This is a genomic window from Sphingomonas zeicaulis (assembly GCF_050433225.1).
GTDB classification, from domain to species: domain Bacteria; phylum Pseudomonadota; class Alphaproteobacteria; order Sphingomonadales; family Sphingomonadaceae; genus Sphingomonas_D; species Sphingomonas_D zeicaulis.
In genome coordinates, this window is record NZ_JBNPXQ010000009.1 from 253,551 (window position 1) to 269,369 (window position 15,819).

Annotated in this window: 21 protein-coding genes; 10 read left to right on the forward strand and 11 right to left on the reverse strand. The window is 66.0% G+C overall.

Going from position 1 to position 15,819, the window contains the following annotated elements:
- The first annotated feature begins 74 nt into the window (after window positions 1-74).
- Entirely contained in the window at window positions 75-281 is a 207-nt protein-coding gene (locus FHS96_RS24895; protein ID WP_429598316.1) for a CopG family ribbon-helix-helix protein, read from the forward strand.
- Window positions 282-350: 69 nt separating this feature from the next.
- Here FHS96_RS24895 and FHS96_RS24900 read toward each other — a convergent pair whose 3' ends face one another.
- The 8 genes from FHS96_RS24900 to FHS96_RS24935 form a co-directional block, all read right to left on the reverse strand.
- Window positions 351-482, reverse strand: coding sequence for a hypothetical protein (locus tag FHS96_RS24900; RefSeq protein ID WP_429598318.1), 132 nt, complete (start codon window positions 480-482; stop codon window positions 351-353).
- 236 nt (window positions 483-718) lie between these two features.
- Window positions 719-1,444 carry a hypothetical protein gene (locus tag FHS96_RS24905; protein WP_429598320.1) on the reverse strand — a complete coding sequence of 242 codons (726 nt, stop codon included), beginning with the start codon at window positions 1,442-1,444 and terminating at the stop codon, window positions 719-721.
- Between the two features lie 104 nt (window positions 1,445-1,548).
- Window positions 1,549-1,869 (reverse strand): DUF6665 family protein, encoded by a 321-nt coding sequence (locus FHS96_RS24910; RefSeq protein ID WP_429598322.1) that lies wholly within the window; start codon window positions 1,867-1,869, stop codon window positions 1,549-1,551.
- Window positions 1,869-2,564, reverse strand: a complete 696-nt coding sequence (locus FHS96_RS24915; RefSeq protein ID WP_429598323.1) for a glutathione S-transferase family protein — start codon at window positions 2,562-2,564, stop codon at window positions 1,869-1,871. Before FHS96_RS24915 ends, FHS96_RS24910 begins: the two co-directional genes overlap by 1 nt.
- 100 nt (window positions 2,565-2,664) lie before the next feature.
- Window positions 2,665-3,618 carry an NAD-dependent epimerase/dehydratase family protein gene (locus FHS96_RS24920; RefSeq protein WP_429598325.1) on the reverse strand — a complete coding sequence of 318 codons (954 nt, stop codon included), beginning with the start codon at window positions 3,616-3,618 and terminating at the stop codon, window positions 2,665-2,667.
- A 122-nt stretch (window positions 3,619-3,740) separates the two neighbouring features.
- Window positions 3,741-4,376 carry a 3-oxoacid CoA-transferase subunit B gene (locus FHS96_RS24925; RefSeq protein WP_429598327.1) on the reverse strand — a complete coding sequence of 212 codons (636 nt, stop codon included), beginning with the start codon at window positions 4,374-4,376 and terminating at the stop codon, window positions 3,741-3,743.
- Window positions 4,376-5,446, reverse strand: coding sequence for an HAD family acid phosphatase (locus FHS96_RS24930; RefSeq protein ID WP_429598329.1), 1,071 nt, complete (start codon window positions 5,444-5,446; stop codon window positions 4,376-4,378). Before FHS96_RS24930 ends, FHS96_RS24925 begins: the two co-directional genes overlap by 1 nt.
- Window positions 5,443-6,150 carry a CoA transferase subunit A gene (locus FHS96_RS24935; protein WP_429598331.1) on the reverse strand — a complete coding sequence of 236 codons (708 nt, stop codon included), beginning with the start codon at window positions 6,148-6,150 and terminating at the stop codon, window positions 5,443-5,445. The genes FHS96_RS24930 and FHS96_RS24935 overlap by 4 nt, the downstream gene beginning before the upstream one ends.
- Between FHS96_RS24935 and FHS96_RS24940 the strand changes: the two genes are divergently transcribed.
- The 5 genes from FHS96_RS24940 (at window position 6,143) to FHS96_RS24960 (ending at window position 10,576) form a co-directional block, all read left to right on the forward strand.
- Window positions 6,143-6,403 carry a hypothetical protein gene (locus FHS96_RS24940; RefSeq protein ID WP_429598333.1) on the forward strand — a complete coding sequence of 87 codons (261 nt, stop codon included), beginning with the start codon at window positions 6,143-6,145 and terminating at the stop codon, window positions 6,401-6,403. The genes FHS96_RS24935 and FHS96_RS24940 overlap by 8 nt on opposite strands.
- Before the next feature lie 39 nt (window positions 6,404-6,442).
- Window positions 6,443-6,964 (forward strand): outer membrane protein, encoded by a 522-nt coding sequence (locus FHS96_RS24945; protein ID WP_429598335.1) that lies wholly within the window; start codon window positions 6,443-6,445, stop codon window positions 6,962-6,964.
- A 138-nt stretch (window positions 6,965-7,102) separates the two neighbouring features.
- Window positions 7,103-8,770 (forward strand): thiamine pyrophosphate-binding protein, encoded by a 1,668-nt coding sequence (locus FHS96_RS24950; RefSeq protein ID WP_429598337.1) that lies wholly within the window; start codon window positions 7,103-7,105, stop codon window positions 8,768-8,770.
- A 15-nt stretch (window positions 8,771-8,785) separates the two neighbouring features.
- A complete protein-coding gene (locus tag FHS96_RS24955) occupies window positions 8,786-9,190 on the forward strand; it encodes an SGNH/GDSL hydrolase family protein (RefSeq protein ID WP_429598339.1) in 405 nt (134 codons plus the stop codon).
- A 72-nt stretch (window positions 9,191-9,262) separates the two neighbouring features.
- On the forward strand, window positions 9,263-10,576 hold the full coding sequence (locus FHS96_RS24960) for a dicarboxylate/amino acid:cation symporter (RefSeq protein ID WP_429598341.1): 1,314 nt from the start codon (window positions 9,263-9,265) through the stop codon (window positions 10,574-10,576).
- A 235-nt stretch (window positions 10,577-10,811) separates the two neighbouring features.
- On the opposite strand, the gene FHS96_RS24965 is transcribed toward FHS96_RS24960, so the two are convergent.
- The 3 genes from FHS96_RS24965 to thiS form a co-directional block, all read right to left on the reverse strand.
- Window positions 10,812-10,994: a CsbD family protein gene (locus FHS96_RS24965; RefSeq protein WP_429598343.1), complete on the reverse strand. Its 183-nt coding sequence runs from the start codon at window positions 10,992-10,994 to the stop codon at window positions 10,812-10,814.
- A 72-nt stretch (window positions 10,995-11,066) separates the two neighbouring features.
- On the reverse strand, window positions 11,067-11,903 hold the full coding sequence (locus tag FHS96_RS24970) for an alpha/beta hydrolase (RefSeq protein WP_429598345.1): 837 nt from the start codon (window positions 11,901-11,903) through the stop codon (window positions 11,067-11,069).
- Complete coding sequence (thiS, locus tag FHS96_RS24975; RefSeq protein WP_429598347.1) at window positions 11,903-12,907, reverse strand: sulfur carrier protein ThiS; 1,005 nt, start codon at window positions 12,905-12,907, stop codon at window positions 11,903-11,905. Before thiS ends, FHS96_RS24970 begins: the two co-directional genes overlap by 1 nt.
- A 96-nt stretch (window positions 12,908-13,003) precedes the next feature.
- Between thiS and aroQ the strand changes: the two genes are divergently transcribed.
- The 4 genes from aroQ to arsC are packed head-to-tail and all read left to right on the forward strand — an operon-like array spanning window position 13,004 to window position 15,687.
- The gene (aroQ, locus tag FHS96_RS24980; RefSeq protein WP_429598349.1) at window positions 13,004-13,459 is read left to right on the forward strand and encodes a type II 3-dehydroquinate dehydratase; all 456 of its coding nucleotides are present in this window, start codon (window positions 13,004-13,006) and stop codon (window positions 13,457-13,459) included.
- A gap of 36 nt (window positions 13,460-13,495) precedes the next feature.
- Window positions 13,496-13,975: an acetyl-CoA carboxylase biotin carboxyl carrier protein gene (gene accB, locus FHS96_RS24985; RefSeq protein ID WP_429598351.1), complete on the forward strand. Its 480-nt coding sequence runs from the start codon at window positions 13,496-13,498 to the stop codon at window positions 13,973-13,975.
- Between the two features lie 9 nt (window positions 13,976-13,984).
- Window positions 13,985-15,346 carry an acetyl-CoA carboxylase biotin carboxylase subunit gene (gene accC / locus FHS96_RS24990; protein ID WP_429598353.1) on the forward strand — a complete coding sequence of 454 codons (1,362 nt, stop codon included), beginning with the start codon at window positions 13,985-13,987 and terminating at the stop codon, window positions 15,344-15,346.
- Window positions 15,343-15,687 (forward strand): arsenate reductase (glutaredoxin), encoded by a 345-nt coding sequence (arsC, locus tag FHS96_RS24995; RefSeq protein WP_429598355.1) that lies wholly within the window; start codon window positions 15,343-15,345, stop codon window positions 15,685-15,687. The genes accC and arsC overlap by 4 nt, the downstream gene beginning before the upstream one ends.
- The last annotated feature ends 132 nt before the right edge of the window (window positions 15,688-15,819 follow it).

Here is a 15,819-nt window from a genome sequence, read left to right on the forward strand (position 1 = left end):
TACGCCACGCCATAAGGAAGACAAGCCCGGGCGATTGTGTTACAATGCACACAGCGGGCAGTGACGAGCGCGGCATGACTGCGAGCACGACGATAACGATCGGGGTGCCCGCCGATCTTAAGGAAAAGCTCGGCCGCCTCGCGCAAAACACGCGGCGCACCAAGACATTCCTCGCGGCCGAGGCCGTCGAAGCCTATGTGAACCGCGAATTGCAGATCATCGAAGGTATCGAGCGGGGACTTGCCAACATGAAGGCAGGCAGAGTGACCCCCCAACGATGAGGCGATGGATCGGATTGACGCGACGATCGCGGCCGCGAGCGCCAAGGCCTGATGAGGCATGTGCGATGGTCAGATGACGCGCTCGACGATCTCGAGCAGCAGATCATCCGCATCGCCAGCGACAACATCATGGCCGCACAGCAGGTCGCCAAACGGATACGTGAGACCGGCAATGATCTGAGCGCATTCGGGACCGGTCACCCCGGTCGCGTCAGCGGCACCTACAAAAATCGGTCAATCGGCTTCCTTATGTCACTGCCTACGCATTGGACGACGATGACACTGGTTTAACGATCCTCCGCGTATTCACACGGCGCGCAACTGGCGCCCCGACGATTGGCCGGAATGATAAGCGCCATGGCCGCCACCGGCGACGCAACATCGCATCGATGGGTGCGGCCATGTTGAACCGACAAGCGAGCGGCCACCAGTCGAAGCTAGGCGACCAGGCCTGACGCCCAGCGGGCGAACCCTAGCCATGCTTCGGTCCGCCAGGTGAAGATCGGGATCAGCGTGGAAAGCGGGAACACCGCCAGCGCGATCCAGGTGACATAATGGATGCGGCCCAGGCTCACGCGATCCCACACCATCTGTGCGATGATGAACAGGCCCGGCACCAGCAGCAGTCCGCTGAGCCCGGCGAAGATCGGCATGCGCCCTGCCGCCGCCTGCAGCATCGAAAACATCGCCAGCATCATGAAGCGCTTGTGCGCCTGCCGATCGCGGCGCTGCCACAACCCCGCGATCAGGAAGCCGCCGAACGCCGGCACGCTCCACAGCGGCATTGCAAGCCAGGAGAGTGGATCGATCATCGGCGGCCCGGAGGCGCGGTGGACGCCATGGAGCGCGGTGATCGTGCCAAGCACCATCATCGCCAGCGCCATCGGCAGGCCGAGCATCCCCAGTTTCATGTGGATGTCGCGCCGGTTGGCGGAGACCAGCCCGATCTGCACCATCAGGAGCAGCACCCACAGGCTGAACACCACACCATGGAGATGGACCAGCGGGCTCATCGGCACCATTGGCGGGCGGGGCGCAACGGGGACGAAATAATAGCTCGGCCCGAAGCCGATGAAGATCAGGATCAGCATGGCGAAACCCATGCCGAGATAGAATTTGCGCTCGGCGGACAGCCGCGGACGCGACGGTGCAAGGCTCGCCACGGCAGACACCCTTTCGACAGATCATGGATCGGCGCGAATCACCGCGCCCTATGCCGATCTGCTAGCGATTCGCGGCCCGAACCCACGTGACCGCGGTCACATCGTTACCGCGGCGGCACGATTCCCAGCCGCGCGACCACGGCGGGCGGCACCGCCAGATCGCGCATGATCCGCGTGGCGCCGGGAAGCCCGCACAATTCGCTCTGCACCGAATAAGCCCAGACCGCGTCGACCGCCGCCGCGAGCAGCGTCTGATACGCCTCACTGCCCGCCTCCCCGTCGAACGCGGCGAGCTTCGCCAGCGCATCCTGCGCCTTGCGGCCAGCGCGTCCGAGTGATTCGACCTTTTCGTTGAGGACTTCGGCCTCGATCGCGCCCAGCGCTGCGGCACCGCGCTCCGGCACATGGCTCGGAGCGCGCGCCATCAGGCCGGGACCTGCCGCCGATGGTCGGCGATCAGCGTACCCGCCGCCGCGATCTCCGCCTCATGCGAGTCCTCGCGCCACGCCTCGTTCAGCGCGGCCTGTTCCCAAAGCTGCATGGCGGGGTGCGCGATCATCTTTTCGACCCATGCCGCAGCCGGCGCGCCCACGTCCAGCCCGTAGGTGCGCACGCGCCACGCGACCGGAGCGTAGAAGGCGTCGACCGCGGTGAAGTCGGGACCCGCCAGCCAGGGACCGCCGAAGCGCAGCAGCCCGTCTTCCCACAGTTCGACCAGCCGGGCGATCTCGGCCGCCAGCGCGTCACCGATTTCGGGCAGCGCCACGCGCACGCCGACATTCATCGTGCAGCGGTTGCGCAGTTCGCGGAAGCCGGCGTGCATCTCGGTCACCGCCGAATAGCTCCACGCGCGCGCGGCCTCGTCCACCGGCCACACCGCAGGATGGCGCTCGGCGAGATAGAGCGTGATCCCAAGCGAATCCCAGATCGTGCGGTCGCCGTCGATCAGCACCGGTACCTGGCCGGTAGGGGAAAAATCGCGGAACGCCTCATAATTGACCGGTTTGGTGAAAGGCTCGATGTGATCCTCGAACGGGATGCCCAACGCCTTCAGCAGCACCCACGGCCGCAGCGACCAACTGCTGTAGTTCCGGTTGGCGGTGATCAGCGTGTAGGTCATCGGATCGTCTCCCCGTCGCGTTGCGATCCCGCGCTAGTCCATCCGCGAGGGTCCGACCAACAAGCAGCCGCGCGCGATCCATAAGCCATGCTTATGCGCGTCAACAAGGTTCAAGCTGCCGGTGCTGCACGGCTTCCCCCGCAGCGAACGGCAGCGGCGCACCGGCGGCCATCGCATCGAGCAGCGCGCGGAAATCGGTGCGGCAGCGGAAGCCCAGCACCGCCTCCGCCCGCGCCGCGGAATAGACGCGATCGATCGCGCGCGGCAGAACCCAGTCCCGCGCAGCATAGAGCGCCGCCGCGTCCGGAAAGCGATGCGCGATCAATGCCGCCGCATCGGTCATCAATTCCGCGCAATCCTCCCGCACGAACGGCGTCGGTGCCGACAGAATCAGCGTCTCGAACCCCAGCGAGGGCGCGCGTTCGAGCGCGACCAGATGCGCCTCAGCGGCATCCTCCACCGTCAGCCGGCGATGGAGCAGTTCGTTCGCCATGCGGTTTTCCGCGCCGATCCCGTCGATCTTCGCGCTCTCGGCGAAGAAGCGCCCGGTGCGCAGCACGACCACGCCCATGCCATGGTCGAGATGCGCGAGGCGGCACAGATGCTCGGCGGCGAGCTTGGTGACGCCATAGATGTTGCGCGGCACCAGCGGCGCCAGATCCTCGTCGATCCACGCGGCCGTCCCGCCGGCGCCTTGGTGGATCGTTGCCGAAATCATCAGCGAGGTGGTGGAGGTGAACAGGAAGCGATCGTGGCCGGCAAGCGCGGCGGCCTCGATCAGGTTGAGCGTGCCCGAGATATTGGTCTCCACGAACGCCGATCGCGGAAGCCGCGCCATATCGGGCTGATGGAGCCCGCCGGCATGGATCACCGCCTCGATGCCGTGATCGCCGAACAGCCGATCGACGAACGCGCGGTCGGCAACGCTGCCGAGCGCCGCGGTATGGTGACCCGGCACGACGTCGAGCCCGATCACATGATGCCCCGCGGCGATCAGGCGTGGCGCCAGCACGCGCCCCAGCCGTCCCGACGATCCGGTCAACAGCACGCGCATGCGAGGCTCCTGTCTGGCGAGGAGTGCAGTCTAACTTATGCCGTGAAGAGCGGGCCACAGCATTGTCGTAAGCCTCGCAAAAGCCCTCCCCCGCACTTCGCAGGAGAGGGCGTGAAGGAAACTCAGCTCAGATAGTGCGCCGTCGTCTTCGCCGCGACTTCCTCCGCCGTCACGCCCGGCGCCAGTTCGATCAGGCTGAACGGTGTGTCATGGTCGGCGCGCTGGAACACGGCGAGGTCAGTGACGATCATGTCCACCACATTCTTGCCGGTCAGCGGCAAGGTGCAGGCCGGGATGAACTTGGGATCGCCATTCTTGGAGACATGCTCCATCACGACGATGATCTTCTTCACGCCGGCGACGAGGTCCATCGCGCCGCCCATGCCCTTCACCATCTTGCCGGGGATCATCCAGTTGGCGATGTCGCCGCCTTCCGAGATCTCCATCGCACCCAGCACGGTGAGGTCGATATGGCCGCCGCGGATCATCGCGAAGCTGTCCGACGACGAAAAATAGCTGGACGAGGGAAGCTGGCTGATCGTCTGCTTGCCGGCGTTGATCAGGTCCGCGTCCACCTCATCCTCATAGGGGAACGGGCCGATGCCGAGCATGCCGTTTTCCGACTGCAGCGTCACTTCCATCCCTTCGGGGATGTTGTTCGCGACCAACGTAGGAATGCCGATGCCGAGATTGACGTAGAAGCCGTCCTTGAGTTCCTTCGCGGCACGCGCCGCCATCTGGTTGCGGTCCCAGGCCATCACTTCGCTCCCTGTCCGGCGGGATCGGCCCACCGTTTATCCTTCGGAAAGATATCGTCGAAACCGCCCTTCAGCGCGGTGCCGTAGACCGGGTTGGGCAGCATGTACCAGCCGGCGCCCCACAGCGAGCGGAGCTGATCATTGTCGGCAGCGGCACGGCGCGCCGCCGGCGTCATCCCCACTACGTTAAACAGATCGCTGAAATCGCCCAGCTGGTCGCCGACCATCGCGATAACGCAATAGCGCGCGGAGATCATCGCCCGCCGATCATCCTTGCCGCTGCTCGCGCCGTCGGGGCGCAGCAGCAGCGTATCGCCGTTGCGCGGCAGACCGAGGCCCACCTCGTCGAGCAGCCGCGCCGTCGCCTCGGCGTTCAGCGTCGAGCGGTTGGAGATGAACACGGGCGTGACGTTGGCACGCCGTGCCGCCGCGATCGCCGCGACCGCGCCGGGCACTGCCGCCACCGCGCCGCTGCCGGTCGCTTCCCAGCGCTTCCACCGCTCCTCATTGTAGGAAAGGCCGTGGCGCGCGTCATTATCCTCATAGCCGACATTGAGCAGCGCGGTCTCGTCGATGTCGAGCACGATCGCCAGCGGCTTGTTCTCGCACGGTACGAACTGCGGCGCATCGAGCGTGGCGCCCGGCGCCAGCACCAGCGACGCGACGGGGAAGTTGAGCTGGCGATAGTCCGCGCTCGCCTTGATGCGCGCGATTAGCGCATTGTAGGCCTGATTGCCCAGCGCCGCAGCCTCGCCCGATCCGAACAGGAACTGCATGCCTGCATCCGGTGCAGCCGGTGGCGGCGGCGGGCCCGGCTGGCTCACCGCGACCGGCGGCAGCCCGCCGGGGGGCGCCATCGGCGCGGGCGCCGGCGCCTGCCTGTCGGCACCGCCGCGGATCTCGCGCTCGTCCTGGTTGTCGTCGAGCACCTGCTTGCCGCCCGCCAGCGCCGCAGCGCCCGCCGGGATCGCCACGGCGACGCAGCCCTGCAGCAGCGACGCGACGATGAGCGCGGTGCCGGCAAGCGCCAGGCCACGGCAGCGGCGCGTCATCGGATCGACTGCGCTCACGCGGCCTCGCGCTGGCGCACCGTGCGGAACTCGATCCTCTTGTCATAGGGGCTGCCGACGATCATCCGCTTCACATAGATGCCCGGCAGGTGGATCGCATCGGCATCGAGGCTGCCGACCGGCACCACTTCCTCGACCTCGGCGACGCAAATCTTCGCGGCGGTCGCCGCCGGCTGGTTGAAGTTGCGCGCGGTCTTGCGGAACACGAGGTTCCCCGCCTCATCGGCCTTCCAGCCCTTGATTATCGACAGGTCTGCACGGATGCCGCGTTCAAGCACATAGAGTTCGCCCTCGAACTCCTTGGTTTCCTTGCCCTCGGCCACCAGCGTGCCGACGCCGGTCTTGGTGTAGAATCCGGGGATGCCGGCACCGCCGGCGCGCATCCGCTCTGCCAGCGTGCCCTGCGGGCAGAATTCCACCTCGAGTTCGCCCGCCAGATATTGCCGCTCGAACTCCTTGTTCTCGCCGACATAGCTGGAGATCATCTTCTTGATCTGACGCGTCCGGAGCAGCTTGCCGAGCCCCTCGCCGTCGATGCCGGCATTGTTGGAGGCGACGGTGATATCCTTGGTGCCGGCGGCCTGAATCGCATCGATCAGCCGTTCAGGAATACCGCACAGACCGAAGCCTCCTGCGCAGATCGTCATGCCGTCGAACAGCAGGCCGTCGAGGGCGCTCGCTGCGTCAGGGTAAAGCTTGTTCATCCTCGGTCCTCCCCAAGTGCACGGCTTTAGCGCTCGCATAGGCGCGCGTCGCGGCACGGGTCAATCGCGCTCTCCTGCATTCGTCGTTGCAGGAACTGCAAGCAGCATCTCGCCCCTCACCGCCCCTCTCAGCAGCGACGTGCTGCAGCGCAGCACTGTTGCAGATGCGCAACAAGACCTGAAAAATGACCGTTTTGTGACATTCGTCACTTGCGATGCTGCGGTGCAGCGCTATCTGGCCACCGCCACCTAGGCACATAAAAATATTAGCAAATCTACCGCAGGGTATATCATGAAGAAGTTTCTTATCGCGTCGGCTGCAGTGTTCGGCCTCGCAACTCCGGCTTTCGCTCAGGACGATACTGCCGCGAACGGCTTTCGTCTTGAAGCTGTTGGTGGCATCGACAATGTCGATCTCGACGGCGAGGGCGATACCGGCTTCGCTTACGGCGTTGCCGCCGGCTACGACTTCAACACCGGGAGCAATCTTCTGATCGGTGCCGACGCCGAAGTGACCTTCGCGACCACCGAGAAGTATGATATCGATGCCGGCCGCGATCTTTATGTCGGCGGCCGCATTGGCACTTGGGTCGGCAGCGGCGTGCTGCTCTATGCCAAGGCCGGCTACACCAATGCCCGCATCAACGTGGCCGGCAGCAACAACGACTTCAACGTCGACGGCGTTCGCGTCGGCGCCGGCATTGAAGCGCCGCTCACTGACCGCTTCTTCGTCAAGGCCGAATATCGCTACAGCAACTATGAACTCGGCATCGAGCGCCACCAGGGCCTCGCCGGGGTCGGCGTTCGCTTCTGAACGCACAAGTTTCGCGTATCTGTAAAATGGGGGCGGCGCCGCAGGGTGCCGCCCTTTTTGTTTCGAGCCGTGGCCTCGCGTCGCTCACCCACTCGTGATGGGCTCGACTTGCGCATCGGAGCGGCTAGACCTTCGCACATGACCCAGACTCGCACCGGCGGCCGCATCCTCGTCGACCAGCTTCTGATCCAGGGCTGCGACCGCATCTTCACCGTTCCCGGCGAGAGCTTCCTCGCCGTACTCGACGCGTTGCACGACAGCCCCGAAATCCAGCAGATCGTCTGCCGGCAGGAAGGCGGCGTCGGCTTCATGGCGGCGGCGGACGGCATGATGACCGGGCGGCCCGGCATCGCCTTCGTCACCCGCGGGCCGGGCGCCACCAACGCGTCGATCGGCGTGCATGTCGCGATGCAGGATTCGGTGCCGATGATCCTGTTCATCGGCGATGTTGCGCGCGGCGATCGCGACCGCGAGGGTTTCCAGGAAGTCGATTTCACAGCGATGTTCACGCCGCTCGCCAAATGGGCGACGCGGATCGACGATGCCGCGCGCATCCCCGAATATGTCGCGCGCGCCTATGCCGTCGCAACGTCCGGCCGCCCCGGCCCGGTGGTGATCGCGCTGCCGGAGGACATGCTGACCGACGCCGTCGTCGCGCTCGACCGGCCGCGCGTGGCGCCGGCGGTGCAGCCCGCCTGTTCGGGCGCGATGGGCACGGTCTTCGACATATTGCGCGACGCCGCGGCGCCGGTCGCGATCGTCGGCGGCGCCGGGTGGGATGATGCTGCCGCAGCACAGTTCGCCGCCTTCGCCGAGCGCATCGGCCTCCCCGTCGCCGCCGCGTTCCGCCGCCAGGATGCGATCAGCAATGCCAGCCCGGTCTATGCCGGCAATCTTGGCTATGGCCCCAACCCGAAGCTGGCTCAGCGCGTGCGCGATGCCGATGTGCTGCTGGTGGTGGGCGCGCGGCTTGGCGAGGCGACGACCGACGGCTACACCTTGGTCACCCCCGATCATCCGGACCAGATCCTGATCCACGTCCACCCCGATCCCAACGAACTCGGCCGCGTCTACCGCACCGACCTTTCGGTGTGCGCCGAGCCGCGCGAATTCGCCGAACTCGCTGCCTTGTGGGAGGATGACATCCTCACCTTCGCCGATGGCGCCGAAGCGCATCGCGAGTTCCTCGCCTGGTCGACACCCGCGCCGACCGACGCCACACTCGACCTGGGCCAGTGCGTCGCGACGATGCGCGCGACCCTGCCGGCGGACAGCGTGATCTGCAACGGCGCCGGCAATTTTTCCGCCTGGTGGCACCGTTTCTGGCATTATGGCCCCCGCCCCTCCCAGCTCGCCCCCACCTGCGGCGCGATGGGCTTCGGCACGCCGGCCGCCGTCGCCGCGGCGCTGCGCATGCCCGAACGGCAGGCGATCGTGCTCGCCGGTGACGGCGATTTCCTGATGAACGGGCAGGAACTGGCCACGGCGGTGCGCTATGGCTGCCCGCTGCTGGTGCTCGTGATCGACAATGGCAGCTACGGCACGATCCGCATGCATCAGGAGCGCGAATATCCCGCGCGCGTTTCCGGCACCGACCTCGTCAATCCGGATTTCGCCGCGCTCGGCCGCGCCTATGGCGCGTGGGCAGAGACAGTGGAGACCACCGAACAGTTCGCGCCGGCACTGGAACGCGCGATGGCACAGCCCGGCGTCAAGCTGCTGCACCTCAAGACCGATGTCGAGCGGATCACGCCCGCGACGACGATCGGCAAATTGCGCGCCGCCGCCGAGGCGAAGAACGGCTGAGGGCGGGCGCGCGCGATGCTCGAATGCCTGATCCTGGGAGACAGCATCGCGCGCGGCACCGGCCAGGCGGTCAACGCGCTCTATGATCCGGGGTGCGACGTGCAGGCCGAGCAATCGGCCTCCACCGAACGCGTCCTGACCTGGCAGAAGCCGGACAAATATTATGGCACGATCATCGTCGCAGTCGGATCGAACGATGCGGCGAGCCGCCGCCTCTCCGATCGGCTGGCACGGCTGCGGCAGAGCCTCGCCACGCGCAAGGTGGTATGGCTGCTGCCCTACGCGCGACCCCAGGCCTATGCGGTCCGCTCGATCGCCGCGCGCTATGGAGATCGGGTGATCGACCTCGCAACCTTCCGCTCGCGCGATCGCGTCCATCCCACCCGCTACAGCGACATCGCCAACGCCCTGTTCGAGTAAGCTGCCCGCGTCGCGCGTACCCATTTCCGCCTGCGCCGCGTTGGGCAAGGCGTCCACCGCGGGAAGGATGCCATGAGCGAAGCGATCGCCGAGACGGAAATACAACCCGGCAAGCCCCGCCGCTCCCGCCTCCACTGGCGGATGGCCGCGGGTTTCGCCATCGGCACTGCCTGCGGGCTCGTCGCGCATTTTCTTGGTGGAGACGCGCCCTGGCTGAAGACCGTCACCGACTATGTGACTGGTCCGATCGGCCAGCTTTTCCTGCGCCTGCTGTTCATGCTCGTCATCCCGCTGCTGTTCTCGGCGCTGGTGATGGGTGTTGCCGGCATGGGCGAGATGCGCTCGCTGAAACGCATCGGCCTCAACACATTGGTGCTGACCGTGATCGTCTCGTCGATCGCGGTGGTCGTCAGCCTCCTGCTGGTGAACGGGCTGCAGCCCGGCCGCGTGCTCGATCAGGGCTTCGCGCAGGAATTGCTCGCCAATTCATCGGGCACTGCCAAAACGCTGCTGGAGCGCAGCCCTGAGAGCAAGACAGGGATCGACGCGCTGCTCGCCATCGTGCCGGTCAACCCGGTCGCGGCGATGGCGGAGAATGACATTCTCGCGGTGATGTTCTTCGCGCTGGCGATCGGCATCGGGCTGCTACTGGTGCGGGAGGAAGAGACCAATGTGCTGAAGCAGGGCATCGAGGGGCTGTTCGCCATCTCGATGAAGCTCATCGGCCTCGTCATCAAGCTCGCGCCGGTCGCGGTGTTTTGCTTCATGTTCAACCTGACCGCGCTGTTCGGCTGGGATCTGCTGCTAGGGCTTTCCGCCTATGTCGGCGTCGTCATTGGCGCGCTCGGCATCCAGACCTTCATCGTCTTCCCGATCCTGCTTCTGCTCCTCGCCGAGCGAAATCCGCTGACCTTCTTCGGCGACGTGCAGGAAGCAGGGCTGATGGCCTTTTCGACCGCCTCCTCCAACGCCACGTTACCGACCGCGCTGCGTATTGCCGACGAGAACCTGCACCTGCCGCCACGCGTCGCCCGCTTCGTCCTGACCATCGGCGCGACCGCCAACCAGAACGGCACCGCGATGTTCGAGGGGGTGACGGTGATCTTCCTCGCCCAATTCTTCGGCGTCGACCTCACGCTCAGCCAGCAGTTGATGGTGATGGGCGTGTGCATCCTTGGCGGCATCGGTACCGCGGGCGTACCGGCCGGATCGCTGCCGGTGGTCGCGATGATCCTCGGCACGGTCGAGGTGCCGCCCGCGGGCATCGGCCTGGTGCTGGGCGTCGACCGCTTCCTCGACATGTCCCGGACGGCGCTGAACGTGGTCGGCGATCTGGTGCTGGCAACGATCGTCGCGCATCGGGAGCCGGATGGGGCGGCGGCGTGAGTTCGCAGAGGGCTCGGTTCCCGGTTTCGCCCGGCACGAACGGATGTTGAACAATATGGAGCACCTCGTTCCCGGAGGATGAGCCGCATACCCCGTTTTCCCAGAGCGGAGTGAATTGGGGGATCGAGCGAAGCCGAGATGCAGGGGGCCACGATCCGACCCGCCCACACAAGAAAAAGGCCGCCGGGCTTGTGCCGCGGCGGCCTCTTCAATCGGCCGAAGCCGATCGTGTCGGTCAGATGTCGTCGCCGAGGGCGCCCTTAACCTTACCCGAAAACTGCTGGGCCTTGCCCTTCACTTCCTGCGCGGCGCCTTCATCCGCGAGGCGCTGATCATATTGCTGCTTGCCGACGGCCTGCTTGGCCTTGCCGACCGCTTCGTTGACATTGCCTTTGATCTTGTCGACCAGTTCGCCCATGAGAATATCTCCTCGATACGGCGCCGCCGGGCCGGGATTGGCGAGGCGGCTAAGTCACGAGGATAGAACGGCTCAGCGGCGGGCCGGTTCCGACTTGGCACCCTGTTGTTCATCCTCCTCGGGCAGCGGCGGCACGATGCGGTCGAGGAAGTCGTCGACGCTTTTCCAATTGTCGTCGGCGCCCTCGGGGTTGCGCGCCGCGATCAATGTCGAGGATCCGTGCACGCCGGTCTTGCGCGGCGTCGCATAGATCTTGTCCTTCGAGGGGGAGGCCGCGAGGATCGCCTTGGCGCCGCGCGCTTCCTCGGGCGTTTTCTCTGCAGTGACATAGATCGGCACGTCGACCTTCCCGGCGGCGGTCGCGACCGCGGTGCTGCCTTCACGATACTCGCCCGGCGAAAAGGCCAGCACACCGGCGATTTCGCCCGGATGATCGGCGGCAAGCTCGAACACCATGCCTGCGGTATAGCTGCTGCCCCACAGGATCACCGGAAGCCGCTCGCCCTTCGCCCAGGCCAAAGCCGCGTCCAGATCGGGCCGCGCGGCGGCATAGTCGGCGCTGCGACCCAGCGCCTGCACGGTCTCGTTGATGCCGAACAGATTGCCGCCCGATCGCTGGTCGATCGCCAGCGCGTTGAAGCCGCGATCGATCAGCTTCGCCGCAATCTCGTTATATTCGGCCTTGCTCGATCCCGCTTGGTGGAACAGCAGCACCACCGCGCGCGGCCGCGACGTGCGATAATCGAGGCCATGGACGATCACGCCATCGTCGGCCTTGATCAGCACCGGCTCGACGAAATGCGCGCCCACGATCCGGCGCGCGGTTTCCTGCGGCTGCGGATCGTCGCACGCCGTCGCCAGCAGCGGCAAAGGCAGCAGCAGCGCCAGCGCGAGCCGGCGGACGCGCATCAGATCAGGCCCGCGAGCGGGCTCGACGGATCGGCATAGCGGCGCTTGCCCATCCGGCCGGCACGGTATGAAAGCCGCCCGGCCTCGACCGCGGCCTTCATCGCCGCCGCCATCATGATCGGATCCTGCGCCTCGGCGATCGCGGTGTTCATCAGCACGCCGTCGCAGCCCAGTTCCATCGCCACCGCCGCGTCGGATGCCTGGCCGACGCCGGCATCGACCAACACCGGCACCTTGGCACCCTCGACGATCAGCCGGATCGTAACGCGGTTCTGGATGCCCAGGCCCGAGCCGATCGGCGCACCCAGCGGCATGATCGCGACAGCGCCGGCATCCTCCAGCCGCTTGGCGGCGATGGGATCGTCGACGCAATAGACCATCGGCTTGAAGCCTTCCTTGGCCAGGATCTCGGTCGCGCGCAGCGTTTCGACCATATCGGGATAGAGCGTGCGCGCCTCGCCCAGCACCTCCAGCTTCACCAGATCCCAGCCGCCCGCCTCGCGCGCCAGCCGCAAGGTGCGCACCGCGTCGTCGCCGGTGAAGCAGCCCGCAGTGTTGGGCAGATAGGTGATCTTCTTCGGATCGATATAGTCGGTCAGCATCGGCGCCTTGGGGTCGCTGACATTCACCCGCCGCACCGCCACCGTCACGATCTCGGCACCCGACGCCTCGACCGCGGCGGCGTTCTGCGCGAAATCCTTATATTTGCCGGTGCCGACGATCAGCCGCGAGCGGAAGCTGTGGCCCGCGACCGACCAGCGATCCTTGTCCACAGCCGCGCCATGGTCACCGCCGCCGACGAAATGGACGATCTCCAGCGAATCGCCCTCGCTCACCGGCACCTCGGCCAAGGTGGAACGCGGCACGACCTCCAGGTTGCGCTCGACCGCGATCTTCGCCGGATCGAAACCGAGATCCGCCGCAAGGCCGGCGAGAGTGAGACCGCCCGCCACGCGGCGCGTTTCGCCGTTCAGCGTGATCGATATGGTGGCGGCGCTGGACATTGATCCTGAACTCCGTGCGCGAAACATTTGGGGAAAAGCGTCGCCGCGCATATAGGGACCGCATCCGTTCGACCGCAACCGAAAGGCTCGATGCCCTTGTCTGAACCGTCGGCGACCCCGAGTTCCACCATCTATGTGCTGAATGGCCCCAACCTCAACCTGCTCGGGCTGCGTGAGCCGGACGTCTATGGCCATGAAACGCTGGACGATATCGCCGGCCGGCTGGAAGATCGCGGCCGGGAAATCGGCATCGAGATCGAAATGCGCCAATCCAACCATGAAGGCCATCTGATCGACTGGTTGCAAGAAGCGAATGCGCGGGGGGCCAAGGCGGTCATCCTCAATCCCGGCGGTTACACGCACACGTCGATTGCGCTGCACGACGCGATCAAGAGCATCCAGGTGCCGGTGATCGAAGTGCATCTTTCCAATCCGCATGCGCGCGAATCCTTCCGTCATGTCAGCTTCGTCGGCCGCGCCGCGAAGGGAACAATCGCAGGATTCGGCGCGCTTTCCTATCTGCTTGCGCTGGACGCGGCGGCGAGTCTCTGACATGGCGCGCCGCTTATCCGAACAACCGAGGGTCGAATGAGCCAGGAAAACAATGGAGCCATGCAGGTTGATGCGGCGCTTGTGCGCCAGCTCGCCGAGCTGCTCGACCAGACGCAGTTGACCGAGATCGAGGTCCAGGACGGTGAGCGCAAGATCCGCGTGGCCCGTACCGTAAACGTCACCGCCGCCGCGGTTCCGCATTATGCACCGCCAGTGGCGACAGCGCCCGCGCCTGCGGCAGCCGCCCCGGCCGCCGCTGCTGCTGCCGCGCCCGCCGATCATCCGGGCACGGTGAAGTCGCCGATGGTCGGCACCGCCTATCTGGCGGCCGAGCCGGGTGCTGCGCCGTTCATCGCCGTCGGCACCAAGGTCAGCGCCGGGCAGACGCTGCTGATCGTCGAAGCGATGAAGGTGATGAACCCGATCCAGAGCCCGCGCGCCGGCACCGTGACCGCAGTGTTCGTCGACAACGGCCAGCCGGTCGAGTTCGATCAGCCGCTCGTCGTCGTCGAGTAAGCGGGCGCCATGACGATCCAGAAGATCCTCATCGCCAATCGCGGTGAGATCGCGTTGCGAATCCACCGCGCGGCGCATGAAATGGGCATCCGCACCGTCGCGGTGCATTCGACCGCGGATGCGGACGCGATGCATGTGCGGCTGGCGGACGAGGCAATTTGCATCGGGCCCCCGGCCGCCGGTGAATCCTACCTCAACATCCCCAACATCATCTCGGCGGCCGAGATCAGCCAGGCGGACGCGATCCACCCCGGCTATGGCTTCCTCAGCGAGAATGCGCGCTTCGCGGAGATCGTGGAGCAGCACCAGATCATCTGGATCGGGCCCAAGCCCGAGCATATCCGCACGATGGGCGACAAGGTGGAGGCCAAGCGTTCGGCCGGCGCGCTAGGCCTGCCGCTGGTGCCGGGATCCGACGGCGCGATCAGCGACATCGACGAGGCCAAGGCGCTCGCCCGCGAGATCGGCTATCCCGTGCTGATCAAGGCGGCGTCGGGCGGCGGCGGCCGCGGCATGAAGGTGGTGCCGAGCGAGGACCAACTCGAAACGCTGATGGTGCAGGCCGGCAGCGAGGCGAAGGCGGCGTTCGGCGACGCCACCGTCTACATGGAAAAATATCTCGGCAACCCGCGCCACATCGAATTCCAGATCTTCGGTGATGGTAACGGCAACGCCATCCATCTCGGCGAGCGTGATTGCTCGCTGCAGCGCCGCCACCAGAAGGTGCTGGAAGAAGCCCCTTCCCCCGTCATCTCGCCAGAAGTGCGTGAGGAAATGGGCGGGCTCGTCGCGAAGGCGATGGCCAACATGGGCTATCGCGGCGCCGGCACGATCGAGTTCCTTTATGAGGACGGCAAATTCTACTTCATCGAGATGAACACCCGCCTGCAGGTGGAGCATCCGGTGACCGAGGCGATCACCGGCCTCGATCTCGTCCGCGAGCAGATCCGCATCGCCGAGGGTCATCCGCTGACCCTGCGGCAGGAAGATGTCGTCTTCCGCGGCCATGCGATCGAATGCCGGATCAACGCAGAGGACGCGATGACCTTCGCGCCTTCGCCGGGCACGGTGACGAGCTATCACGCGCCAGGCGGCATGAACGTCCGCGTCGATAGCGGGCTCTACGCGGGCTACCGCATCCCGCCTTATTATGACTCGATGATCGCCAAGCTGATCGTCTACGGCACGACGCGCCAGGGCGCGCTGCGCCGCCTGCGCCGCGCGCTGGAAGAGTTCGTGATCGACGGCGTGAAGACGACGATCCCGCTGCACCAGCGCCTGCTCGATGCGCCCGATTTCCAATCGGGCGACTATACGATCAAATGGCTGGAGGAATGGCTGCAGCGCCAGCAGGCGGAGGGCGGCGAATGAAGGCCACCATCTGGCACAACCCCAATTGCTCGACGTCGCGCAAGGCGCTCGACATCCTCAACGCCGCCGCCGGCGTCGAGGTTGAGGTGATCCAGTATCTCAAGACGCCGCCGACCGCCGACAAGCTGGCGCAGCTCTATCGCGACGCCGGCCTGGCCCCGCGCGAGGGCCTGCGCACGCGCAACACCGACGCAGCCGAACGCGGCCTGACCAGCGCCGACGACGCGACGGTGCTCGCCGCGATGGTGGCGGAACCGGTTTTGATCGAACGCCCGCTAGTCGAGACGGAGAAGGGCGCGCGCCTGTGCCGCCCGGTCGAGAAGATCCACGAGATCCTCTGAGGGTAACGGGTTCCAAACGCCCCCCGCCATCGGTGCACGATAAGTTCCGATGTTCGCAACACGCGTCGAAGCCCTCTCTCGCGAAGTGCGGGAGAGGGCTTCGACGACACCCACGGTGCGGCTGGCAACCAG